The 23,042-nt window shown below is 57.1% G+C and carries 26 protein-coding genes; 22 read left to right on the plus strand and 4 right to left on the minus strand.

What is annotated here, in order from left to right; translation table 11 throughout:
* The 12 genes from LN415_07015 to LN415_07070 form a co-directional block, all read left to right on the plus strand.
* A partial coding sequence (locus LN415_07015; GenBank protein ID MCJ2556843.1) for a glycosyltransferase family 4 protein occupies positions 1-617 on the plus strand: 617 nt, incomplete at its 5' end.
* 318 nt (positions 618-935) lie between these two features.
* The gene (gene cadA, locus LN415_07020; protein MCJ2556844.1) at positions 936-3,395 is read left to right on the plus strand and encodes a cadmium-translocating P-type ATPase; all 2,460 of its coding nucleotides are present in this window, start codon (positions 936-938) and stop codon (positions 3,393-3,395) included.
* 50 nt (positions 3,396-3,445) lie between these two features.
* On the plus strand, positions 3,446-5,296 hold the full coding sequence (locus LN415_07025; protein ID MCJ2556845.1) for a hypothetical protein: 1,851 nt from the start codon (positions 3,446-3,448) through the stop codon (positions 5,294-5,296).
* Positions 5,297-5,344: 48 nt separating this feature from the next.
* Positions 5,345-5,944 (plus strand): METTL5 family protein, encoded by a 600-nt coding sequence (locus tag LN415_07030; protein MCJ2556846.1) that lies wholly within the window; start codon positions 5,345-5,347, stop codon positions 5,942-5,944.
* Positions 5,913-6,563: an exosome complex RNA-binding protein Csl4 gene (locus LN415_07035; GenBank protein MCJ2556847.1), complete on the plus strand. Its 651-nt coding sequence runs from the start codon at positions 5,913-5,915 to the stop codon at positions 6,561-6,563. The genes LN415_07030 and LN415_07035 overlap by 32 nt, the downstream gene beginning before the upstream one ends.
* A complete protein-coding gene (locus LN415_07040) occupies positions 6,560-6,730 on the plus strand; it encodes a hypothetical protein (protein ID MCJ2556848.1) in 171 nt (56 codons plus the stop codon). The genes LN415_07035 and LN415_07040 overlap by 4 nt, the downstream gene beginning before the upstream one ends.
* 1 nt (position 6,731) lies before the next feature.
* On the plus strand, positions 6,732-7,934 hold the full coding sequence (locus LN415_07045) for a serine hydroxymethyltransferase (protein ID MCJ2556849.1): 1,203 nt from the start codon (positions 6,732-6,734) through the stop codon (positions 7,932-7,934).
* A 49-nt stretch (positions 7,935-7,983) separates the two neighbouring features.
* Positions 7,984-8,997, plus strand: coding sequence for a ThiF family adenylyltransferase (locus LN415_07050; GenBank protein ID MCJ2556850.1), 1,014 nt, complete (start codon positions 7,984-7,986; stop codon positions 8,995-8,997).
* Positions 8,998-9,002: 5 nt separating this feature from the next.
* A complete protein-coding gene (locus tag LN415_07055; GenBank protein ID MCJ2556851.1) occupies positions 9,003-9,626 on the plus strand; it encodes a hypothetical protein in 624 nt (207 codons plus the stop codon).
* The gene (locus tag LN415_07060) at positions 9,623-9,904 is read left to right on the plus strand and encodes a hypothetical protein (protein ID MCJ2556852.1); all 282 of its coding nucleotides are present in this window, start codon (positions 9,623-9,625) and stop codon (positions 9,902-9,904) included. The genes LN415_07055 and LN415_07060 overlap by 4 nt, the downstream gene beginning before the upstream one ends.
* Positions 9,901-10,392, plus strand: coding sequence for a nucleic acid-binding protein (locus LN415_07065; GenBank protein MCJ2556853.1), 492 nt, complete (start codon positions 9,901-9,903; stop codon positions 10,390-10,392). Before LN415_07060 ends, LN415_07065 begins: the two co-directional genes overlap by 4 nt.
* Positions 10,393-10,443: 51 nt before the next feature.
* Entirely contained in the window at positions 10,444-11,130 is a 687-nt protein-coding gene (locus LN415_07070) for an MBL fold metallo-hydrolase (GenBank protein MCJ2556854.1), read from the plus strand.
* On the opposite strand, the gene uppS is transcribed toward LN415_07070, so the two are convergent.
* On the minus strand, positions 11,131-11,913 hold the full coding sequence (uppS, locus tag LN415_07075) for a di-trans,poly-cis-decaprenylcistransferase (GenBank protein ID MCJ2556855.1): 783 nt from the start codon (positions 11,911-11,913) through the stop codon (positions 11,131-11,133).
* Between the two features lie 132 nt (positions 11,914-12,045).
* On the opposite strand from uppS, the gene LN415_07080 reads away from it, so the two are divergent.
* From LN415_07080 to tmk, 8 genes are all read left to right on the plus strand, one after another.
* A complete protein-coding gene (locus tag LN415_07080; GenBank protein MCJ2556856.1) occupies positions 12,046-12,795 on the plus strand; it encodes a C15orf41 family protein in 750 nt (249 codons plus the stop codon).
* 55 nt (positions 12,796-12,850) lie between these two features.
* Positions 12,851-13,189, plus strand: coding sequence for a translation initiation factor eIF-1A (gene eif1A / locus LN415_07085; protein ID MCJ2556857.1), 339 nt, complete (start codon positions 12,851-12,853; stop codon positions 13,187-13,189).
* A gap of 90 nt (positions 13,190-13,279) precedes the next feature.
* The gene (locus LN415_07090) at positions 13,280-14,041 is read left to right on the plus strand and encodes a serine protein kinase RIO (GenBank protein MCJ2556858.1); all 762 of its coding nucleotides are present in this window, start codon (positions 13,280-13,282) and stop codon (positions 14,039-14,041) included.
* Positions 14,038-14,580: a KH domain-containing protein gene (locus tag LN415_07095; protein ID MCJ2556859.1), complete on the plus strand. Its 543-nt coding sequence runs from the start codon at positions 14,038-14,040 to the stop codon at positions 14,578-14,580. The genes LN415_07090 and LN415_07095 overlap by 4 nt, the downstream gene beginning before the upstream one ends.
* 75 nt (positions 14,581-14,655) lie before the next feature.
* Complete coding sequence (gene ppsA / locus LN415_07100) at positions 14,656-17,286, plus strand: phosphoenolpyruvate synthase (protein MCJ2556860.1); 2,631 nt, start codon at positions 14,656-14,658, stop codon at positions 17,284-17,286.
* Positions 17,287-17,311: 25 nt separating this feature from the next.
* Entirely contained in the window at positions 17,312-18,058 is a 747-nt protein-coding gene (locus LN415_07105) for a PrsW family intramembrane metalloprotease (GenBank protein ID MCJ2556861.1), read from the plus strand.
* Between the two features lie 34 nt (positions 18,059-18,092).
* A complete protein-coding gene (locus tag LN415_07110) occupies positions 18,093-18,557 on the plus strand; it encodes a hypothetical protein (GenBank protein MCJ2556862.1) in 465 nt (154 codons plus the stop codon).
* A 304-nt stretch (positions 18,558-18,861) separates the two neighbouring features.
* A complete protein-coding gene (gene tmk / locus LN415_07115) occupies positions 18,862-19,494 on the plus strand; it encodes a dTMP kinase (GenBank protein ID MCJ2556863.1) in 633 nt (210 codons plus the stop codon).
* 1 nt (position 19,495) lies between these two features.
* Here the strand turns inward: tmk and LN415_07120 are convergent, their stop codons facing one another.
* Positions 19,496-19,657: a hypothetical protein gene (locus tag LN415_07120; protein ID MCJ2556864.1), complete on the minus strand. Its 162-nt coding sequence runs from the start codon at positions 19,655-19,657 to the stop codon at positions 19,496-19,498.
* A gap of 127 nt (positions 19,658-19,784) precedes the next feature.
* Here LN415_07120 and LN415_07125 point away from each other — a divergent pair, with 127 nt between their 5' ends.
* Both LN415_07125 and LN415_07130 read left to right on the plus strand, forming a co-directional pair.
* Positions 19,785-21,287: an ATP-binding protein gene (locus tag LN415_07125; protein MCJ2556865.1), complete on the plus strand. Its 1,503-nt coding sequence runs from the start codon at positions 19,785-19,787 to the stop codon at positions 21,285-21,287.
* 34 nt (positions 21,288-21,321) lie between these two features.
* Positions 21,322-21,618 carry a DUF357 domain-containing protein gene (locus tag LN415_07130; GenBank protein MCJ2556866.1) on the plus strand — a complete coding sequence of 99 codons (297 nt, stop codon included), beginning with the start codon at positions 21,322-21,324 and terminating at the stop codon, positions 21,616-21,618.
* On the opposite strand, the gene LN415_07135 is transcribed toward LN415_07130, so the two are convergent.
* Together LN415_07135 and LN415_07140 are read right to left on the minus strand one after the other, a co-directional pair.
* Positions 21,602-22,492, minus strand: a complete 891-nt coding sequence (locus tag LN415_07135; protein ID MCJ2556867.1) for a GHMP kinase — start codon at positions 22,490-22,492, stop codon at positions 21,602-21,604. The genes LN415_07130 and LN415_07135 overlap by 17 nt on opposite strands.
* On the minus strand, positions 22,482-23,042 hold a 561-nt coding region (locus tag LN415_07140), incomplete at its 5' end, for a bifunctional phosphopantothenoylcysteine decarboxylase/phosphopantothenate--cysteine ligase CoaBC (protein ID MCJ2556868.1). The genes LN415_07140 and LN415_07135, both read right to left, overlap by 11 nt.

The raw sequence follows: 23,042 nt of genomic DNA on the forward strand, positions 1-23,042 counted from the left end.
CGGGTGTTGATTTTGAACGTTTCAGCCAGCACCCTAATCCGGAGGCATTCCGGGAACATTTCGACATCGCAGACAATGAGAAGCTCATATTGTACGTAGGAAGATTGGCCCAGAAGAAGGGGCTGGAGGACCTGATCGAGGCAGCGCCGTTTGTCATCGAACGGTTTCCAGAGGCCAAGTTCGTGATTGTGGGAGAAGATATGGATCTCGGCGAATGGATGAGAATGGAAATCGACCGAAGAGGCCTGTCCGGAGACTTCCTTCTCACAGGGTTCCTCAAGCAGGCAGACATGCTTGTGTCCGCGTATCATTCCTGCTATTTGCTTGTCCTCCCGTCAGAGTATGAAGCATTCGGTCTCGTTTTGGCGGAGGCAATGGCCTGCGGAAAACCCTGCGTGGCTACTGATGTGGGTGGGATTCCAGATGTCGTGCTGGACGGAAAGACGGGAATGCTAGTGCCGCCAAGGAACCCAAATGAACTTGCTCTTGCCCTGTGCAGAATGCTCTCGGACCCTGAGACTGCAAGGAAGATGGGAATCCTGGGAAGAGAATCGGTGGAAGAGAGATTCTCCTGGTCCAAGGTGGCGGAGAACATGTTGAGGATATATCGGGGCTGATCAGGAGAATTGATCGGCGTGATGACGTCTGTCCCGGAACAACGGCGGGAATGTCATGCCTGACCCTGCCGTCCTAAGGGATGATTCAAGACTTTGGCAAACCCCTTCGCGGAAAAGACATCGAGGGGCCCGAATCCGCACCTCTCTCACACATCCTCAGTCTGGCGGTTATGGGTCACCTTCACAATGTGAAGGTCGGGAGTTCGAATCACTCTGAGCCCACTTCCCATCCACCTGCAATCGGCCTTGATATGCAACCCGCTTGACACTCGTCATTAGACAACCTTTTAAGTCCCTCTCGTTTTTGTACCAGTTGCCATGGCCCTTGAGAAGAAGACCGTCAAGGTTGGAGGGATGACCTGTGCTACGTGCGCTAACACGATCGAGACCGCCCTCTCCAATGTCGAGGGAATCAAGAGCGGAGTCATCAATCTCGCACTTGAGCGGGCCACCGTGATATACGATCCCAAGGTCACCAGTCTCGAGACCATAGGCAAGGCGATAGACGACGCCGGCTATCAGTTCGTCGGCCTTGAGGAGGGCCGAGAGCAGGCCGAGGAGTTCCATCGAAAGGACATGGAGTACAAGAAGAGGATCACCATCTTCGCTCTCGCCGTTGGGTTCCCGATGCTCGCGGTGGGCATGACGTGGGACGTCCTCTCGCTGTCGGACGACGCCGCCCACCTATTCATCCGCAACTTCGTATTCTTCCTCCTTGCGACGTCCGTGCAGTTCTACCCCGGTCTAAAGTTCTACAAGGGGACGTTGAAGGCGTTCAAGAACAGGACCGCCAACATGGACACGTTGATTGCCGTGGGCACGAGCGCCGCCTATTCCTACAGCGTCATCGTCACCTTTCTCCCCGATCTGTTCGGAACCCACGCCGTCTATTACGACACCGCGGCGATGATAATAGGCCTGATACTCCTTGGGAACTATCTCGAGGCCAAGGCCAAGAGCGGCACGTCCCAGGCGATTCGGACGCTGATGGAGCTTCAGGCAAGAACGGCGATGGTTCTCCGAGACGGAATCGAGCGGGAGATCCCTATCGAAGAGGTCGCGGTGGGCGACATCATCCGCGTGAGACCAGGCGAGAAGATCCCCGTGGACGGCGTCGTCCTCGAGGGCAGCTCTTCCGTGGACGAGTCCATGGTCACGGGAGAGAGCATTCCCGTCGAGAAGTCGGCCGGCAGTGCCGTTGTCGGAGCTACGATAAACAAGACAGGAACGTTCAAGATGGAGGCGAGGAAAGTCGGCGAAGAGACAATGCTGGCCCAGATCATTAGGATGGTCCAGGAGGCTCAAGAGAAGAAGGCCCCGATACAGCGGATTGCGGATAGGGTCGCCGCCTATTTCGTTCCCGCCGTCATTTCGATAGCGGTCTTCGCCCTCGTATTCTGGCTCCTCATCGGGTCCAGTATCTGGGCGCCTCGCGCAGGCCTGACGTCGTTCACTTTCTCACTTCTCATCTTCATCTCGGTCATGGTCATCGCGTGCCCTTGCGCACTCGGACTAGCAACGCCCACCGCCATCATGGTCGGCACCGGGTTGGGTGCGAAATACGGAGTCCTGATCAAGGGCGGTGAGGCTCTCGAGACGGCAGGCAAGCTCGACACTATCGTTTTCGACAAGACCGGTACCCTGACGAAGGGAGAGCCAGAGGTCACCGACATCGTCGCTCTGCCCTCATCGACCGAGGATGAAGTGCTCAGACTCGGGGCAATCGCCGAGGCAGGGTCCGAACATCCGCTCGCGGAGTCCATACTCAGAAGGGCAAGGGAGAGTTCCGTGTCCTACGATGAGCCCGATTCCTTCGAGGCCATCCCTGGAATGGGAGTCAGTGTAAGAGCCAGCGAGACGGACATCCTCCTGGGGAACAGGAGGCTGATGGAGACCAAGAACGTGGACACCGGAGCAATAGAGCACCAGCTCCGGAGACTTGAGAGCGAGGGCAAGACGGCGGTCATCGTAGCGAGGAACGGAACGGTCATCGGCACCATCGCGGTCGCCGACACCCTGAAGGACACGTCCGCCAGGGCGGTCAAGGCGCTGAAGGAGAAGGGGATCGAGGTCGTGATGATCACCGGAGACAACGAACGCACCGCCAAGGCCATGGGCCGCAAGCTCGGAATCGACAGAGTCCTCTACGAGGTCCTCCCGCAGGACAAGGCGTCCGAGATAGCCAGACTCCAGCGGGAAGGAAAGAAGGTGGGCATGGTGGGTGACGGGATCAACGACGCCCCAGCGCTTGTCCAGGCCGACGTGGGAATCGCCATTGGTGGCGGGACGGACGTGGCCATCGAGTCCGGTGACATAGTCCTCGTGCGGGACGATCCGCTGGACGTGGTCGCCTCCATGGAGCTGAGCTCCAAGACGATGTCCAAGATCAAGCAGAATCTCTTCTGGGCCTTTGCATACAACACGGCGGGCATTCCGATCGCCGCCGGAATACTCTATCCCACCTTCGGAATACTGCTTGCCCCGATAATCGCGGCCGGTGCGATGGCCTTCAGCTCCGTCTCCGTCGTCACGAACTCACGATTGCTTAAGAGGTATGTTCCAGAAGTCAAGCGGTTGAGAGTCGAGCAGGAAGTGCTCGAACCACCTCGACCGCAGAAAGAGGAGGTGAAACAAGTGGCTATAGACCCCATCTGCAAGATGGAAGTGGATCCGGAGACCGCCGCGGGAGAGTACGAGTACAAGGGCAAGAAGTACTACTTCTGCGCGGTGGGTTGCATGAACAGATTCCAAGAGGATCCGGAGAAGTACATCGAGTAGGGCTATCGAATCCGAAATCTTAATCTGCCCCAAAGCGAATGGGCGAACCAGTGAGGAGGTTGAGATTTCGTCAGATCGCTTCTATCGCCGTGGTCATACTGACTGCAGCTGCTGCTCTGGGCGCCATGCAGAGCTCTTCCGAATCACCCGCTCCCAGGCCGCTCAGTCCCGCCAATGAGACCGTCTTTAGCGGGAACCTGGAGAACTTCTCACTGTCCGCGTCCTTCATGGCGGGCCTGCAAGGAGTGGACGGAGGAATGGAGGAGGCTGAGGACAACGATTACGAGAACACGGACAACACGCTCGAGGGGATCTGGATATGGTGCCGGTACTACAGGGCCACCGGCGACAACGTCTACTTTCCGAACGTGCTCTCAGCCTGGAACTACTCGATGAACAACACTGCCTGGACCGAGGGAGACTCGGGCAGGGTCTACAGCTCCGCCTGGGCGCTCCTGGCCGAGCGGGAATACAGGATGGCTTACGGCCTGACCGATATGATGTGGTACGCGAACCAGTCCGCGACGTACATAATAGGCAGAAACGGGTGGGAGGAGCTGGTTCTCCCGTTCGACGACATCGCCAAGCGCCACATAATGGGCTGGGGAGCCGGCGCGCTCTACAAATGGGCGACGCAACTTGGCAATGCATCCGCCGCTCAAAGCGCCGTGAACATAGGCGATCTCCTGAGGATCGCCATTGAGGGCGACACGAGTCTTCTGAACAGCGAAAGCTGGGCCCTCGCCGGCGGGGCGTCCTTCTGGGGTGTTGCGACGACCTACTTGGCCGAGAATCCCAATGCCACCTGGATAGACACATACGCGCCCCTGATGAAGATCGTGGTCCCAGATCCCGGCTCCGGACCGGGAAGAAGCCAGAACGGATGGGAGGCGTGGTACGCCCTCGGGTGGTGGGCGGCCTTCAACGCCACCGGGAACCAGACGTACCTGGGACACTATCAGAACATCACGGACAGGTTAATCACGAGGGACGGGGACCGCGACGGTGGCGTCCCCACGAATGTGGGGGATCCGGATGACGGGGACGAATCCTGGGTGACAGCCTATCGCGCGTATTTCTGTCTCCGTCAGGGAATCCCGATATACGACCACAGGCCGCCGGGCCCGCCGGAGATCCTTAGCATCGAGGTCACTGACACCGCGAACGTCACGCTCAACTGGAACCTCTCCTCGGACGACGGAGCGGGTACGGGGGACGTGTACGCGTACGAGATACTCTCGTCCGAGATCTTCAACGTATCCGGTGCGGGGTATCAGCTTCTCAGCACCGTCGGGAACGGCACTTCAAGCTTTGTGCACACGGGAGGGGGTTCCGACAAGAAGACACACTTCTACTTCGTTGCTGCGAGGGATTTCGAGGATTTCACATCGGAGTCGGAACAGGCGGTGAAGTTCTCCCGGGACCTCACCCTCGGACCGAACCTTGTCAGCATCCCACTGCTCGGTGGCGATGTGCCCATTGTGGATGCTTTGGCGGGCGTCAGCTATGACACAGTTCGCGCCTACGGCGGCCCTGCCGGCAGACAGTGGTTCCTTCATAGCCCGGGCCGTGAGTACGGCGACCTGACCGCATTGAACAGCTCAATGGCGATCTGGATCAATATCACGGCACCCTCGGAGATCATAATGACCGGTCTCGTTCCGCACACAACGACGATCGCCCTTGAAACAGGCTGGAATCTCGTGGGATTCACCTCCTTCGCGGCGGACTTCTCGGTCTCCTCGTTGAAGTCACAGATTCCAGTCCTCCGTGTCGAAGGGTTCAGCGGAACGGACGTCCCACACCATCTCAGGGTCCTCGCTGACACGGACCTGTTTTCAGCGGGGAATGGCTACTGGGTGAAGGCCGATGCCGACGGCATTGTGACCATCGTGAGCTGACTTGCCCGCGAGAAAACCATAATTAGCGGAGATGGCATACACAAATGGGTGAAACAGAAACAGCTCGAGATCAAACTGCAGAAGGCGCAGCCGTACGTCAAGCCATCCGCCAGATTCGAGCAGTACTCGACGCCAGCCGACATAGCATCGGACATGCTCTGGACAGCATTCATGGACGGGGACATTCAGGGCAAGAGGGTCGCTGACCTAGGCTGCGGCACCGGCATCCTAGGAATCGGCGCCTCTCTCCTCGGTGCGAAGGAGGTCTACGGTGTCGACATCGACGCACACGCCATAGAGGTCGCGATACAGAACGCTGTCAAGCTCAAGGCCAACGTCCATTTCGAGGTGATGAAGGTCTCCGACTTCCACGAGCCCGTGGACACCGTCATTCAGAACCCGCCCTTCGGGGCGCAGACCAGGCACGCGGACATCCCCTTCCTCATGACCGGCGTGAGCGTGGCTGGTGTCATGTATTCCCTTCATCTTCAGGATACTGAGGAATTCGTTCGGAAGAGGGCCGAGGTTCTCGGCTGCTCCGCTGAGACACTAAAACGTTATATATTCGTGATACCCCATACGTACGAGTTTCACACGAAGGAGAAGGTGAGTTTCGATGTCACACTCTTCAGATTCAAGAGAGAATGAGCCGCCAAAGGAGAAGAAACTGGTCTTCCCTGGCGATGAGCTCGCGGTCAGCGAGGAGTACATAGCAGGAGAAGGCACGCTCGATGAGAGGGGCAAGATATACGCCAGCACTGTCGGCATAGTAGAGCTCGACAGCAAGGAGCGCGTCCTCAGGGTGAAGGCCTTCAACCCTCCCATCACGCTGAAGAACGGCGACGATGTGATCGCCGTTATATCGGGAACGAGGGAATCGATGGGAACGGCAGACGTCGTTCAGGTCGAGGGAAAGAAGAGATCCGTGTCCGGAGACACAAACGGGTCCATTCACGTCTCGAAGGTCTCCTCGAGCTATACCAAGTCCGTCAAGGGAGAGTTCTATATCGGCGATATCATACGCGCAAAGGTCATTTCGACAGACCCCTCACTTCAGCTGGCGACAACAGGGAAGAGATACGGCGTCTTGAAGGGCTTCTGCACCCAATGCAGGATCCCTATGATAAGAAAAGGAAACACCCTGTACTGCGAGAGCTGCGATTCCACCGATCGGAGGAAGATATCCAGCGACTACGGTGACACAATGGTCGAAACGGAAAAGGATATGAAGCCTCGCGAGCATATGGATGAGAAGGAAGTGCCATGAGCGACGAGACCAAGGAACTCCTAGCTGAGATACGAAGGATGCGCGCCGAGCTCCAAGAAGTCAGAGACATCGTGAACACGCTCTTCAGCATGGTCATCGAGGTTGACCTCGATGAGGAATTCGAGGCCTTCCACGATCCGAAGTCCAACCCTTCTATGTACAACTGACATGTCGGGGGTTCTCGAATTCGTGCGACGCCACCGAGAGTGGCGGTCCGAGTGTATTAATCTCATAGCCTCGGAGAACGTGACGAGTGAAGCTGTCCGGCAGCTTCTGGCTTCCGATTTTGGCCACCGCTACACGTTGCCTCTGAACACGGATCTCCATGGCGTTTTCGTGGAGAACGCCTACAGGGGCACGAGGTATGTCGACGAGGTCGAGAGCTACGGCGAGGACCTCGCCAAGGAGATCTTCGAATGCGGCTTTTCGAGCTTGAAACCCCTTTCCGGTCACGTCTCCTCCATGCTGATGCTTCTTTCCTGTTGCGGAAAGGGCGAGACCATCCTGACCATCAGCCCCGAGGATGGAGGGTACGACGGCTACGCCTCGGAGAACGTACCGCAGATGCTTGACATGAAGTGCGAGTACCTCCCCTTCGACGGCGCCGCGGCGAACATCGACTACGGCATGGCAGCCGACAAGATAAGGGACGTCTCGCCGTCCATTGTTGTTGTGGGCACGAGCTTCCTCCTGTTCCCTTACGACCTGAGGAGGCTCAGGGACGCCTGCAGCGACGTGGGAGCGACCCTTGGCTACGACGCCTCCCATGTACTCGGGCTGATCGCTGGCGGCGAGTTCCAGACCCCCTTCCAGGACGGCGTCGATGTCGTCATAGGCAGCACGCACAAGTCATTCTTCGGCCCGCAGGGTGGCATCTTCCTGACCACTGACGAAGACATCTTCGAGGAGGCGAAGAAGAACATCACGTGGAGAGTTCTCGACAATGCCCACTGGAACCGCATCGCCGCACTCGCACTCGCACTCGAGGAGATGAAGAAGTTCGGGAAGGAGTATGCCCAGAAATGTGTCCGCAACGCCTCCGTTCTCGCAAAACAGCTGCACGAGCACGGCGTCCCCGTACGATATGGGAGCGAAGGTTTCACTCGCTCCAGTCAGGTGTTGCTGGACAGCAGCAGGATCGAGGAAGAACTGGGCACGAGGATAAACGACCTGGCGATCAGGCTTGAGGAGTCGAACATCATCATCGATGCTGTCGGCAGAATGGGAGTCAACGAGATCACCAGGCTCGGCGCGGACGAGGCTCACGTGGCGGACCTGGCATCTCTCATCTCACGCTGCATCTCGGGCGAGAACGTCCTTGCCGAGGCCAAGAAGCTGAGGGAGAGGCTCTCCATCCAATACTGCTTCTGACGTCCCCGTCAAGCGACAATATGATATTCGGTGATGCAATCTGAGTCTCGTGAATGTAGATATGGAGAGATACAACCGTCAGCTCGTTCTTCCTCAGATCGGGGAGGACGGACAGCGGAAGTTGATCGGCGCCAGAGTTGCCGTGATCGGCCTGGGTGCTCTCGGCTCCCTCAGTTCCATCCTCCTCGCACGCGCCGGAATAGGACACATCGTCCTAATCGACAGGGACGTCGTTGAGCTCGACAACCTCCAAAGGCAAGTCTTGTACGGTGAGCGCGATCTTGGCGAGGCAAAGGCAGTCGTGGCGGGGAGGAGGATAGGAGAGATGAACTCGTCCGTGGAGGTCCAGCCCTTCCCGTCTGACCTGATCCCGAAGAACGTCGATGACATGCTCGCTGGCGCGGACATCGTCGTCGACGGCCTCGACAACATGAAGACGAGATTCGTCGTCAACGACTACTGTGTCAAGAACGACATACCGTTCGTCTACGGCGGCGCCGTGGCAACATACGGAATGACGATGACGATTGTCCCCAACAGGACGGCGTGCTTTGAGTGCCTATTCCCATCTCTGCCGCCCGCCGGGTCAGTGGCCACATGTGAAACTGAAGGCATTCTCAATACGGTCCCCGCGACGGTGTCCTCGCTCCAGGTCGCCGACGCAATGAAGCTCATCCTTGGAGAGGAGGTCGGAGGCAAGCTCTTGACGTACGACGCCTGGCTGCGCGAGATCAATGAGCTGGACATCTCCAGGAACGAGGATTGTCCTTCCTGCGGGAGGAAGGAGTTCCGATACTTGACCGAGGACGATGCCGATCTCGCCGTCTCGCTCTGCGGGACAAACAGCGTCTCGATCAGTGCGAAGCGGACGGAGCGTATAGACTTCGACTCCTTGGAAGCCCGCCTCGCGAAGGTCGGGGACATACGCAGGGGAGAGGACATCCTCAAGTTCGCTGTCGATGAATACAAGATGACGATCTTCCAGGACGGTCGGGTGCTCATCTCGGGCACAGGGGACACCGCCAAAGCCAGGTCGCTGTATTCCAGGTTCATAGGAGACTAGATGCGATGAAACTCATCTCCCTTCTGTCCGGAGGCATCGATTCTCCGGTTGCGACGTACCTGATGCTGCGAAGAGGCGATCAGTGCTTGGCTCTTCACTTCGACAACCAACCCTTCACCGATGAGAGCCAATTGGGAAAGGCAAAGGACCTGGTGAGGTGTTTGCAGGAGTATTCCAGTGAGAGGATACCCTTGTACATCGTCCCTCACGGAAAGACGCAGATCGAGTTCGCCCGAAATGCCATACGCCGGTTCGGATGCGTCTTCTGCAGAAGGATGATGTTCCGCATCGGCGAGAGGATCGCCAGAAGGGAGGGGTGCGAAGCGTTGGTCACCGGCGAATCCCTCGGTCAGGTCGCTTCACAGACGCTTCCCAACATCGTCGTCGAGGAGGAAGCGGTCGACATCCCCATCCTGAGGCCGCTCATCGGATTCGACAAGCTGGAGATAGAGAGAATCGCCAAGGAGATCGGCACGTACGAGATCTCGATCAGACCCGGGCTCTGCTGCACGATTGTCCCGGATAGGCCAGCGACGGTCTCTGGCATCGAAAGGATCAGAGAGGAAGAGATGAAGGTGGGTGTCGAAGAGCTCGTCGAGAACGCACTGGCGGAAATGGAGGTCCAATGACCTACTATCTGCTGGAGCCTTGCAGGACGTCGGCAGGTTTCATGTCAACACTGAAGGGGGAAGTCAGGCTGGACCTCGGGAGGACGGCCTCACTTCTCAGAGACGCGGACTACGAGGTCACCGACGCCGGCCCTCTCCTCGTCGTCAAGAAGGAAGTCGAACTCACGCTGTACCGGAACGGGAAGACTATTGTGAAAACGAACGACAGGGAGGAGGCGGAGAGGTCGGTGAGCGAGATCTACTCCCTCATTCTTCCGGAGCGCGGTGAGACTCGATGAAAGCTGTGCTGGACTCCTCGGCCCTCCTCGTGGGCAAGTATCCGGAGATGGATGAGATGCTCACAACGCCCGATGTCATTCGAGAACTGGAGAAAAAGGGGATGACATCCGAGCTCCACTCCTTCATCGAGGTGAAGCTCAGGGTCGCTTCACCGTCGGAGGAGGGAATGGGACGGGTCATGGAAGCATCCCTGGAAAGCGGTGATTCCGAGAGGCTGTCACAGACGGACACTGGGCTCCTGGCGCTCGCTTTGGACGAGAAAGCGACCATCCTCACCGACGACTACTCGATCCAGAATCTCGCCATGGTGTTGGGAATCGATTACAAAGGTGTCATGTTTCCAGAGATCACGAAGAGAGTGTCCTGGCGGTATCGATGCGTGGGCTGTGGAAGGAGATACGAGGACCACTCTGAAGTCTGCGAAGTTTGCGGTTCAAGGTTGAGAACCTACAGGAAGGAAGAGGAGAACATAGAAAAGCAGAAGTAGTCGTTGGACTTGGTTAGGGCTAGGCTCAGAGAGCATCAAGGGTCTGAAGACATGAGACTCACATTCGTGTGGCAGGACTGTGTTGTGGTTGGGAGCAATGGTTCGAATCTGATCACCAATCCTTGCTTTCCCAGTACGCAGAAGGCCGTCAGCCTTGACGATCTTCCCCGCCTCGATGGAATAATCGTAACGCATCCCGGAGTGGACACACTCTCATGGCAGGTCCTGGAGCCAGTGAGAAGGACCATTCCCGTGGTTTGTCCCCGCGGAACCGAGAAGAGGCTCAAGAAGCGCGGGTTCGTGAACGTGTACGAGGTCCAGCCGGGAAGGGCCTTCAAAATCGGGGACACGAGGGTGGTGACTCTCCCCTCCAAGCATACGAGGGAGTCCTTTGGTGTTCTGTTCTCCTCCGCCAAGAACGTGTATTTTGCGGGTCCGACTCTCCTCTTCGAAAAGATGGCCGCAATCGGAAACACGTATGAGATAGACCTTGCACTTCTGCCCGTCGGCGGGAGAATCCGTGGAGGACGCAGCGTGATGGATCCGGACGAGGCCGCGGACGCGGCGGCCCGCCTGAAGGCCAAGTCTGCCGTCCCTATACATTGGCACCCCACTCGCATCGGGGAAAACGAGGTTCGACCCCCTGGAACCCCCGAGGAGTTCCAGAAGGCGGTCAGAGAGAGGAAGCTGAGGACCAGAGTGAGGGTCCTCCGGCCGTCGGATGCGATAATAATCTGACTACTCGCCGTATCTCCTCTGTCTCATCTGGTATGACCTTATCGCCCTCAGAAAATCCAGTTTTCGAAAGCCAGGCCAGTATACGTCGACGAAGTACAGCTCGCTGTAGGCCAGCTGCCACAGGAGGAAGTTGCTTATCCTCTCCTCCCCCGAGGTCCTCAGGATAAGGTCGGGATCTGGAACGTCCGCCGTGTACAGCTTGGACGCGAAGGTCTTCTCGTCTATGCTGTCAACCGAGATCCTCCCATCCTTCACGTCCTGAGCGAGGCTTCTGATGGCAGTGATGATTTCTTCCCTCCCTCCGTAGGCGATGGCGATGTTGTAGAAGTAGTTGTTATAGTCCTTGGTCATCTCCTCTGCATACTCTATCGCCTCCCTCACGTCCTTTGGGAGAAGATCCCTTTCTCCCAACACCCTGACCCTTATGCCGTACTCGTGGACTCTATCGTCCTCACCGATCCTCCTGAAGTTCTCCGCGAAGAGGCTCATGAGATGACTGACCTCCTTCTTGCTTCTCTTAAGGTTCTCCGTGGAGAAGGCATAGACCGTGAGGACCTTGACGCCGACATCGAGGCACCACTGAAGAACCTCCTTGAGCTTGTCCCCTCCCTTCTCATGCCCGACGTTGGGATCGATGCCCAGGTCTCTTGCGAACCTTCTGTTCCCGTCCATGATTATCGCGATGTGTCTGGGGATCTTGCCGCTCTCGACCTGCATCTCAAGCCTCTTGACGTAGGCCTGATAGGCGGTGTCGGATATCATCCGCGTGATTTCGCTAGCCATCTCTTCTCGAAAATCCTTCACCGACTATTTCTATCTTCCCATGCCTATGGTGAGACATCTGGAACGGTCTCGGAAGCTTGAAATAGGTGGTGGCGTAATCTGGCCTTACATAGCTTCCAGGCAGTGCAAGAAATGAAGTACAGGGATTACGTGGAGATCTCCAGCCGCCTGCAGAGACCATCGGACATGAACGTCATCGCCCAGAGCAGGGGACTGGACAAAGAACTGCTTATGGTGCTCTACACACAGAACGTCGTCAGGGATGCTACGAGGAGGTTCTATCAGGTCAAGAGAAGGGCACCCAAGTTGCTCCATCTCTGGAAGAGCGGTAAATCCTTTCGTCAGATATCTGAGACGTTCTCATTCCCACCGATTCTGATGGCCCTGCTGATAATGCAGGAGAACAAGATCTCCCGGAAGCGTTTCTGGAAGATGGCCCTCAAGCCTGAGGACATCAAGGACAACAGGCTCCGACAAGACATCAAGAATGCGTGCAAGGCCGATCTCGTTTACTCTCCAGAAGGTATCGAGAGACAGAGGGAGAGGGGCAGATGGGGAGAAGCCAAACTGAACGAGTGGCTGGACAAGAAGAACATCGAGTACCGGACCGAAGCGGAGCTTCGAGGTAAGTACAAGAAGACTCCGGACGCCCTTTTCCACAAACCTCTCAGGTTGGACGGCTCCGACCGGATGTGGATAGAGTCCAAGGCAACATTCGGAGACCCAGTCGAGCTCAAACGGCACGTGAAGAAACAGCTGCAACCGTACCGGTCCATGTTCGGGGAGGGGCTGGTCGTCTACTGGTTTGGCTACGTCGAGGATGCGCGAGTAACCATTCCCGAAGGGGTCGCCGTAATGGACGATAGGTTTTTCGAACTCTGACTCCGCCAGAGCCTGACCCAAATGCTTATAGCCCCATTGTCTTTACTTCGAACGAATGGGACCCTACAGAAGGGGAGGCAACAGAAGGGGCGGTTCTGATGGAATTGTCAGGGTTAGGCTCCCCAAGGGCAGACTCGGGGAGATGTTCGCGATCGCCGATCAGCTCCTTGGCGCGTCGAAGATTAGGATTGCGTGTGCGGATGGGAAGTCAAGGCTCGGCCGCATCCCGGGAAAGCTCAGGAAGAGGATGTGGATACGCGAGGGCGATCTCCTGATCATCCTGCCGTGGGAGTTCCAGGATGAGAAGGCGAACATACTGTACAGGTACACGAGGACTCAGGCGACCCACCTCAGTCGAAGGGGGAAGATCCCACAGCTTGTCGACATCTTCTAGCACAATAGCTTAAATATTTTCATCAGCTTAGATGCATTGGCTTTCTCTTATCAGCGAGAGATTGTCCGAATGTGACCAGGAAGAGACCCCATGGTGGACGAGAAGAAACTGAGATTGATGGACACGAAGATAGATTCATGGCGGATAAGAGTGAAGGATGCCGATGATCGGAAGACCCTCGATGAGGTGTTCGACCGCGCGACCCTTATGAACGTATACAAGTTGTTCAAGGAGGGGATCTTCGATTCGGTGGACTTCCCCATATCCACGGGCAAGGAGGGCAATGTCTTCAAGTGCTCCGGGCCCGACGGAAGCGTCGCGCTGAAGGTCTACAGGATATCGACGGCCACGTTCAAGCACATCTCCAAGTACATCGTGGGAGACCCCAGGTTTGGCGGTGTCCAGAAGAACCGCAAGAAGGTCATCCACATGTGGGCGAGGAAGGAACACCGCAACCTCGAGAGGATGACATCTGGCAAGGTCCGAGTGCCCAAGCCACTGTACTGTCTCAACAACATGATCGCGATGGAGTACATCGGGACCGAGGAGATGCCAGCACCCCTTCTGAAGGACGTTTTCGTCAACTCCCCGGAGGAGGTCTTCGACGATATTGTGGAGAACCTGAGGAAGATCCACGAGGTCGGTCTCGTGCACGGCGACCTGAGCGAGTACAACATCCTGATGGATGACGACACGCCCGTGATAATCGACGTGGGCCAGGGAGTTCCTCTTGAACACGCGATGGCCGAGGAGTGGCTGCAGAGGGACCTTGCGAACATCACGAGGTACTTCGTGAAGCTCGGAGTGGAGACAGACGTCGAGGACGTCAACAAGCGAGTGAGGGGTGAATGATGCTCTACGTCAAGATACCTATGAAGAGGGTCGGCGTGCTCATAGGGGAGAACGGCGAGACCAAGAAGAAGCTGGAAGAGGCCACGGGGGTCAAGATAGTGATCGACTCCGAGAAGGGTGAGGTCACCATAGACGAGAAGCAGGCCGAGGACCCGTCCAACGCGCTGACGGTCCAGGACATCGTCAAGGCCATCGGAAGGGGGTTCTCCGAGGAAAGGGCATTTCGCCTGCTCGATGATGAGATCTTCCTCAGGATGTTCGATGTCAGGGACTTCGCAGGCAAGAACGCGAAGAGGGTCAGGCAGGTCCGTGCGCGGTTGATTGGAACGGGGGGCAAGACAAGAAGGCTCGTCGAGGAGCTCACTGGTGTCGACGTCTCCATATACGGCAACACGGTCGGATTGATCGGCGACGTCGTTCAGCTCGGAGTAGCGGAGAGGGCCGTCGAGATGCTCTTGGAGGGAAGCAAGCACGCAGCCGTCTACCGTTTCATGGAGGGAAGCCGCGCCTCCTTGAGGATAGCAGAACTCGGTTTTTAACTGGAATCTATTCAGCAAGAGATAAATAGGTGCTCGAAATGTGTGGTTGGTCGCTCTAGTAAGGAGGATTCGAAGATGAAACGTGAGGAGAGAATGATTCTTTGGTTCAGAGAGATCAGGAAGGAGGACGTTCACTTGGCGGGCGGGAAGGGGGCCTCTCTCGGTGAGATGCTCGTGAACCTGCCGACCGTTCCCGTTCCAGACGGTTTCGCTGTGACCACAAACGCCTATAAACTGATGATCAAGAAGACAGGTCTGGACAAGTTCATAGAGGATACGCTTTCCGACCTCGACACGCACGACATCAAGAACCTGCAAGAAAGGGGGAGGAAGATCAGGAATGCATTTCTGCGCGCCAAGATGCCCCCTGAGTTGGCCTCGGAAATCGAGGACGCGTACCAGAAGCTCTGCGAGGAGTCAGGGGTCAAGAACGTCGACACCGCGGTCCGGAGCAGTGCGACGGCCGAAGACACGGTCGACGCCTCCTTTGCGGGCCAGCAGGAGACGTATCTGAACGTGCGCGGGTCCGAAAGCGTCGTGCGCGCCGTTCAGGAGTGTTTCTCCTCGCTCTTCACGGACAGAGCGATTTCCTACCGAGTGGACCGGGGCTTCTCCCATCTCGACAGCTACCTCTCCGCCGCTGTCCAACTCATGGTGAGGTCCGATCTGGCATCCGCAGGAGTGATGTTCACTCTGGATACCGAAACCGGGTTCAGGAACGTCGTCTACATCAACGGATCGTACGGTCTGGGGGAGTACGTCGTCCAGGGTACGATCAATCCCGACAGCTTTTACGTGTTCAAGGAGACGGGAAAGGTCATCGACAAGAAGCTCGGACTGAAGGATAAGAAGCTCGTCTACGCCCGGGGCGGCGGGGTCCTTGACAGGACCGTTCCCCCCTCGCAAAGGATCCGATTTGTCATCTCTGACGAGGAGGCGGAGCTGCTCGCCTCCTGGGCAATCGAGATCGAGAAGCATTACGGAATGCCCATGGACATCGAGTGGGCGAAGGACGGCAGGACGGGACATCTCTTCATCCTCCAGGCAAGGCCAGAAACAGTCCATGCTGCGAAATCCGGAAGCGTCCTGGTGACGTACAGGCTGAAGAAGAAGGGAAAGGTCGTCGTCGAAGGCGAGGCGGTCGGCGAGATGATAGGTCAGGGAAGGGCAAACGTCATAAGCTCAGTGAAGGAGATCGGCCGCTTCAAAGGCGGAGAGGTCCTGGTCACGAGCTCGACGAACCCCGACTGGGAACCGATCATGAAGAAGGCCGCGGCAATCGTCACTGACACGGGCGGCAGGACCTGCCACGCGGCGATAGTCTCCAGAGAGCTGGGGATTCCATGCATAATCGGGACCGAGGACGGCAGCCAGAACATCAAGCAGGGCTCCGACATCACAACGGATTGCTCGGAAGGACGGGGGCTTGTCTACGACGGCCTCCTGGACTACGATGTCCGACACCTCGAGATCGAGAAGATGCCCAAGACGCGGACCCAGATCATGGTCAATGCCGGCATCCCGGAGCTCGCGTTCACTCAGGGACAGCTCCCGCACAACGGCGTGGGGCTGGCAAGAGAGGAGTTCATCATAAACTCGCACATCCAGATCCATCCGCAAGCGCTGCTGGACTACAAGAAGCTCTCGAGATTCGTCAAGGATGGCTACAAGAAGGAGTTACAGAAGGCCGGAAAGGACACCGAGAAGAAGAAAGAGATCCGTGACAGGAAGGAGTACTACGAGGAAACCCTCGAGACGATCGACAGGCTCACCCTGGGATACAAGGACAAGGCGCAGTACTTCATCGACAAGCTCGCCTACGGGATTGCACGTATAGGAGTGGGCTTCCATCCTCACGATGTCATCGTGCGTCTCTCCGACTTCAAGACCAACGAATACGCGAATCTCATCGGCGGTCGATACTACGAACCCGAGGAATCAAATCCGATGATAGGATATCGCGGTGCCAGCCGTTACTACTCACCGGAGTTCAAGGACGCCTTCGCTCTCGAGTGCAAGGCACTGCACAAGGTCAGAGGTGAGATGGGAGTGAAGAACGTCCTGGCAATGGTCCCCTTTTGCCGCACGCCCGAGGAGGCAAGAAGGGTCATCAGGCTCATGGCAAGGAACGGACTCAAGCAGGGCAAGGACGGCTTCCAGGTCTACGTCATGTGCGAGATCCCCAGCAACGTCATCCTGGCGGAGGAGTTCGCGGAGATATTCGACGGCTTCTCGATCGGTAGCAACGACCTCACCCAGCTGACCCTAGGTCTGGACAGGGACAGCGAGCTCGTCTCACATCTCTTCGACGAGAGGCACAACGCCGTCAAGAAGATGCTCTCCAGCGTGGTTCGAACGGCGAGGAAGATGAAGAAGAAGATTGGGATATGCGGACAGGCCCCTTCGGACTGGCCGTCCATCGCGGCGTTCCTGGTGAAGGAGGGGATCAACAGCATGTCCCTCAACCCGGACACTTTGGTCAAGACCCGGGCGTTCGTTTATGCCACGGAATGGGCACTCGGTAAGAAGAAGGACATATTCACGATGACGCTGAAGGAGATCCGTTCCATACCTGGGCTCCAGGACCCGCTCAAGATGACCGTGCACACATTCGAGTGGAAAAAGGGGAAACGGGTGGAAAAGACTCATGTATCTCATAAGCCTCTATCTGAGTACGTAATCGCGATGAGGTCTCAGGAGACCTGAGGGCTCGGATCAACGGAGCCATTCAATGGATTCGCTTCCGCCTGGACTAGCAATACCGATTTTAGTCCTCGTATCCTTCGTACCTGCGATAATCTACGTCATCTGGGTCAGACGCTCTGAGAGGTACGAGGTCGAGCCCTGGAGGCAGATCGCGAAGGTCTTCCTCTGGGGAGCTATCGTCGCCGTGATAGTCTCGATCATACTGAGCACGCTCGTGGTCTACGTTCTCGGGGAGACGATACAGCGACAGTACGACTTCCTTCGACCCGAGTCTACCATTTGGATTCTTCTGCTCTTCTCCGTCGTTGCGCCCATGGTAGAGGAATTCGCCAAGGGCATGGGAGTCTACACTGTCAGGGAATCGATAACGGAAGCCGAGGACGGAATGGTCTACGGAGCGGCCAGCGGTCTCGGGTTCGCTGCCACTGAGAACGTGCTTTATGGTCTCGCGGCTTACCTCATGATCGCGGATTTTCGAGCCTCGATCATCCTGATACTCGTGAGGTCCATATCCTCCTCTCTGCTGCACGCGAGCGCATCGGCTGTCATGGGGTACGGTGTGGGACGGAGCGTGCTGTTCAGAGGGGCCGCCGTCCTTCCGTACTATCTCCTGGCCGTCTTCATGCACGGCGTGTTCAACTATCTCGCAGCGTTCGAGATCATATACGAAGACCCGACGGCGGTTCTGTACGGCTTCTCTCTCGCCATCATATTCGCGGTCGCGGCCTTCAGCCTCGTCAGGTACGGCATCCGAGCAAAGGACCACAGATAGCTTCTTTTCATCTCCTGCGTTTAGGGAAGGAGAGATGAAGAAGGAGTTCGAGCTCGAGGGAAGTACGTATTCGAACAACAAGGATGACTTCAAGAGGATACTGAGGAAGTACGGTCTGCGGTGGAAGGGCTCGCTGGGAAATTTCGAATGGATTGGAACGGACGACAAGGTCACGGCTTATTTCGACAGGGACGAAGAAAGGGGCGTCACGCTGAAGTCCCGGCTCGTCTGGGAGGGGAAGCGGAAGTCGGATTTCCTCTCCGAACTCGCTGATTGGGTCAAGAGCTTGGAAGGTGCGCCCGCGAGGAGAGGAGGACCTACCAAGGGTGCGAAGCAGAAGGTTCAGAGAGAGCTCGAATTCTGGGACAAGATCCACGGGCCTCCTGTCGAGGGCATGAAGGCAGAGGGCAGGCCCGAGTCGTGGATCTCCAAGGATGTCGAAGAGTGGAAGGCGAAGAGAAAAGAAAAGGAGAAGGAACTGAAGCGGAAGTACTCCTAGGCCGCCTCGAAGCCGGACTCCTCGGTCAGAAACGGGTCATAGCACTCGAAACAGTACCCGTGCCTCCTGTCCCTCGGAAGGAGAATAAGCCGGCAACCGCATTTTCTGCAGGAGCCATCTCTATCAGTGTCGTTGGGAAATTCCCTAGTATCTGGACGCAGCTTCATTGCCTTTCCCCCTCTCAACAAAACCTGCAGGGAGAGGAATAAGAGGAGGATATTAAAACGTTTGTGAACGCCTTTTCAGGACCCTTACAGTTGTCGTTTCGATTACCCTTATAAACCCGCATATTCTTCACCGTCTGTTGAGTTCGATTGAGGGAGCCCGGGAGAGAAAGCGCTGCAATTTCATCACTGCTGAGGGAATCGATGGTTGCGGTAAGACGACAATCTCCAAGTTCATCTCCGAGTGGTTGCGTTCCGAAGGGTCCGACGTGGTCCTTACCGTTGAGCCCACGACGACGTGGATAGGTGAGTCCGTCAAGAGGGGCTTCTCTGAAGGCGTTCACGCCTTCACGGAGGCCTTGCTGTTCATGGCCGACAGGGCCCAGCATACGCTCCAGATCGAGGAGTGGATCTCGGAGGGGAAGATCGTCGTCTCCGACAGATACATCGACTCTACGCTCGCGTACCAGGGAGCCTCACTTCAGGCTGAAGGGATGGAGGACGCAGTGGAGTGGCTGAAGAACGCGAGCGCGCCATACGTGCTCGTTCCCGACATCACGTTCCTCCTGCAGGTCGACCCCGAGATCGCAATGCAGAGGATTTCGAACCGCTCGAAGATAACCAAGTTCGAGAAGCTCGACTTCCTGGTCGAAGTCGACAGTGTGTACAAGAGCCTGTCAGAATCCGATGAGAGGTTCCGAGTGGTCAACGCATCTCAGACATTGGACGGTGTCAAAGAGGACGTCGTCAGAATCCTGGAATCCGAGTTCTAGTTTATGCGAACCCGTATGCTCCGTTGCCGTTTGCTGTATCATTCTCTTTCAGGAACGCCTTGGCGAATAGCGTGGCATTCGCGTAGTTGCCCCGCTGAAGCTCGATGAGGAAGGCCTTTCCGAAGAGCGCCTTTCTTTTAGCTCTCGCTGAGCCTAGGAGCATCGATATAAAAAGGAACTTTCGAGATATAATAAGACTGTTCCACCGGAATCATATGTGATATTCACGATTCGCTCTCTCCAAAAGCTTTTAATTCGCTGACCCCATTAAGACTCAATGGGGTGCACCGATGGTACCGTCCTTTGATCAGGTAGCAGAATCCATATCCCACGCGGATACTCCCGCCGAGGCTGTAGGAATCGTCTACGGCGACGTTGGGAGCCTTTCTCTGCGGTGCACGGTGACGGAGCACCTCGCAAAGAACGAATACGTTCAGATCCACCACGAGATATGCGGGTACGTGCTGGGTCAAGTGGATGACATTCAAAGGAAGACGGATCTCTCCATCGAGAGGGCCCAGGAGATGTCCAAGGGCCACGACATCGAGATAGAGGAAAAGGTCATCGCGGTGGTCTCCATCATCGGCTTCCGGGACGACAGGGATCTACTGCAGGTCCCCCACACACCCTTCCGCGCAGGCGAGGCCGTTTACCGGGCCACCGAGGACCTGATATGCGAGATCATCGGGCTCAACAAGGACGAGAGGAAAGGTGCATACCTCGGCATGCTCAGCGGCCACGATGTCCAGATCCTTGTCGACATCAACTCTCTCGTGCAGAGGCACGTCAGCATACTGGCAAAGACTGGCGGGGGGAAGAGCTACGCCGCGGGGGTTCTGATCGAGGAGTTCATGAAGCACGACGTGACGACAGTGATAATCGATCCCCACGGTGAGTACACGTCCATGAAGATGCCCGCCGAGCACACGGATTCGATGAAGAGATTCGACGTGTCCCCGAAGAGCTATCGCAGCAAGATAATGGAATTCTCTCCCGACACGAAGGTCAACCCGGATGCGAGGCCGCTCAGGTTCACGCTGAAGAACCTCGACGCCAGGGAGATCATCGGCCTCACGAATCTGAAGAGCGTCCGCGCCAACCTGTTGTCGTTGAGGAGAGCCCTCGACATCCTCAAGAGCGGGGGCAAGGACTACGACCTCGCGGACATCATTGCCATCCTGGATAGCGAGGATGATCCGTCGAACTCGAGCCTGATCAACGAGCTTGAGTATCTGAAGGAGGTCGAGATATTCGCTAAGGAGGGCACGAAGATCGATGATCTGATCTCCAAGGGCGGTACATCGATCATGAACCTGAAGGGTGCGGCTCCCGACATCCAGGAGCTCATAGTCAACCGGCTTGCGACAGCGCTCTTCGAGCTCAGAAAGCTCAACAAGATCCCGCCGCTCATGCTCGTCATGGAAGAAGCACACAATTTCTGCCCGCAGCAGGGAACGGCCGCTTCCTCCAAGATATTGCGAACGATCGCCTCGGAGGGGAGGAAGTTCGGTCTCGGACTGCTCGTTCTGTCGCAGAGGGCCGCGAAGATCGACAAGAACGTCCTGAGCCAGTGCAACACACAGATCATCCTGAAGCTGACCAACCCGAACGATCTGAAAGCCGTCGTTGCCTCCGTCGAAGGCCTGACCTCGGGGATGACCGATGAGATCCAAAGGCTCCCGATAGGCGTTGCTCTGGTCGTGGGAGGGAACATTACGTCCCCGCTCTTCGTCGAGGTAAGGCCGAGGGAGTCCGAGCACGGTGGGCAGTCCATCAAAGTGATCGAGGGCTAAAAGGATTAATACGGTCCTGTGGATGGGGTCATCGGTGTCCATTTTGGAGATAGGATCAGACCTCGTGGAAAAGGACATTGAGATCACGCGTAAGGCTCTCGACAAGGTGATAGTCGCGGCGCCTGAGAAATCGCACCTTCGAAAGGTCGCCGAGGATTTCCTTCTGATGAGCACATCCTATTTCAAGGACGCGATCCACTTCTATGAGAAAGGGGACCTCGTGAACGCCTACGGATGCATCAACTACGCGCACGGTTGGCTGGACGCGGGTGCCAGGCTGGGTCTCTTCGAGACGGGAGGGGACAACAGGCTCTTCACTCTCCTGGAGTAGGGGAGACGAGGCGCGCACCCTCGTTGTCGATGGGGCACACGAAGGTCTTGCCGAAATCAAGAAGTCTGTATCTCAAGTTCTCCGCCTCGCCCACGGCGAAGACCGAGTTCCCGAGCATCGACATGCTCGCCCTTCCGAACTCCTTGCAGCTCTCGACAGCCTCTTCCACCGCCTCCGGGATGAGCTCCGATTCCCTGGCGAACTCGAGGGAGAGGTGAAGGAAGTTGTCCAAGGACGTCTCGTTCAGGAACGTGTTGACATACTGCCGCCCGATCTTGCTTATCCTGGCCACGATTGCCTCATCCGACAGGACATCCCTTGTAGAGAGCGGAGGACCTACGACGCAAAGGACGACGTCGCCGTCCCTCTCGAACCTCTGGAACTCTCCGTGTGGTTCCGCGCCGGGCTCCGTCCTCACGACCAGCCCCCCAACGGACTGGGGAAGAACGTCGCCGAGCCCTGTCATGCACTCGACCTCCGCTTTGTGGGCCGCTCGGACTACCTCGTCCCGGGGCAGACCCAAGCCCAGGGCCTCGTTGACCGCGATCACGGAACTCAACGCTCCCGCCCCGCTCATCCCAAATCCCTGGGACACGGGCAGCTGAGCCTCGCTATTGACATCGATGTGCACGTCCCGCTCGATGCAAAGGTTCTCGATCGCCCTCTTCGTCACGGGCGCCTCGGATGGCTGACCGCCTATCCTCACGTCGACCGAGGTCGCGTCTGACTCGGTGGCGACCACGCCCGTGTGAACTCCGAGGGAAATGCATATCCCCACTCCTCTGGAGCCCATCTTGTGAGGGTCCTCGTCAGGACAGACCTCGAAAATGCCCGTGATGTGCCCGGGACAGAAGGCGACGGCATCATAGGCCATGTAAGGCAGCGCTCCATATGTGGTGTGCCAGTGTTGCCTTCGTGCCGGATGCGCTCTTCGAGGCTCCGGACTTGTCCAGGAGAACGATCTTGGCGGGCTCGCGGCCTATCGTCTTGACGTCGTTCGCGATGATCAGGTCCAGCTTCGCGCTCTTCAGTTTCTCGAGCGCCCTCTCCCTCATCTCGGGCTCGGAGAGCCTGGATTCCAGCTTGAAGCCGATGATCTTCGTCCGCTTGCTCTTTCTCCTGATGGCGTCGATGATCTTTGGCGTCGGTGTCATCTCGATCGTCAGCGACTTCTCCTTCGAGCTTATCTTGCCCTTGACCTTCTTCGGGCGGAAATCGGATATCGCCGCCGGAACGGCGCAGTAGTGGCACTGGATGTTCTTGACAAGCTTCGAGAGGTCCGAGACAGAAGTGAACCTCCTGACCTTGACGAAGGGCGGTGGACCGACCTCGGCCTTGCCCATCCATAGCTCGACCGTTGCACCACGCTCGTAGGCGTCCTTCGCAAGCTCCACGCCCATGCGGCCTGAGCTTCGGTTCGTGAT

This window comes from Candidatus Thermoplasmatota archaeon (assembly GCA_022848865.1).
Lineage (GTDB): Archaea > Thermoplasmatota > Thermoplasmata > RBG-16-68-12 > JAGMCJ01 > JAGMCJ01.

Coding starts and splice junctions, on each gene's coding strand:
- cadA (MCJ2556844.1), top strand. CDS start 936: ATGGCCCTTGAGAAGAAGACCGTCAAGGTTGGAGGGATGACCTGTGCT.
- LN415_07035 (MCJ2556847.1), top strand. CDS start 5,913: ATGTCACACTCTTCAGATTCAAGAGAGAATGAGCCGCCAAAGGAGAAG.
- LN415_07040 (MCJ2556848.1), top strand. CDS start 6,560: ATGAGCGACGAGACCAAGGAACTCCTAGCTGAGATACGAAGGATGCGC.
- LN415_07045 (MCJ2556849.1), top strand. CDS start 6,732: ATGTCGGGGGTTCTCGAATTCGTGCGACGCCACCGAGAGTGGCGGTCC.
- LN415_07055 (MCJ2556851.1), top strand. CDS start 9,003: ATGAAACTCATCTCCCTTCTGTCCGGAGGCATCGATTCTCCGGTTGCG.
- LN415_07060 (MCJ2556852.1), top strand. CDS start 9,623: ATGACCTACTATCTGCTGGAGCCTTGCAGGACGTCGGCAGGTTTCATG.
- LN415_07065 (MCJ2556853.1), top strand. CDS start 9,901: ATGAAAGCTGTGCTGGACTCCTCGGCCCTCCTCGTGGGCAAGTATCCG.
- LN415_07070 (MCJ2556854.1), top strand. CDS start 10,444: ATGAGACTCACATTCGTGTGGCAGGACTGTGTTGTGGTTGGGAGCAAT.
- uppS (MCJ2556855.1), bottom strand. CDS start 11,913: ATGGCTAGCGAAATCACGCGGATGATATCCGACACCGCCTATCAGGCC.
- LN415_07080 (MCJ2556856.1), top strand. CDS start 12,046: ATGAAGTACAGGGATTACGTGGAGATCTCCAGCCGCCTGCAGAGACCA.
- eif1A (MCJ2556857.1), top strand. CDS start 12,851: ATGGGACCCTACAGAAGGGGAGGCAACAGAAGGGGCGGTTCTGATGGA.
- LN415_07090 (MCJ2556858.1), top strand. CDS start 13,280: ATGGTGGACGAGAAGAAACTGAGATTGATGGACACGAAGATAGATTCA.
- LN415_07095 (MCJ2556859.1), top strand. CDS start 14,038: ATGATGCTCTACGTCAAGATACCTATGAAGAGGGTCGGCGTGCTCATA.
- ppsA (MCJ2556860.1), top strand. CDS start 14,656: ATGAAACGTGAGGAGAGAATGATTCTTTGGTTCAGAGAGATCAGGAAG.
- LN415_07105 (MCJ2556861.1), top strand. CDS start 17,312: ATGGATTCGCTTCCGCCTGGACTAGCAATACCGATTTTAGTCCTCGTA.
- LN415_07110 (MCJ2556862.1), top strand. CDS start 18,093: ATGAAGAAGGAGTTCGAGCTCGAGGGAAGTACGTATTCGAACAACAAG.
- LN415_07120 (MCJ2556864.1), bottom strand. CDS start 19,657: ATGCTCCTAGGCTCAGCGAGAGCTAAAAGAAAGGCGCTCTTCGGAAAG.
- LN415_07125 (MCJ2556865.1), top strand. CDS start 19,785: ATGGTACCGTCCTTTGATCAGGTAGCAGAATCCATATCCCACGCGGAT.
- LN415_07135 (MCJ2556867.1), bottom strand. CDS start 22,492: ATGGCCTATGATGCCGTCGCCTTCTGTCCCGGGCACATCACGGGCATT.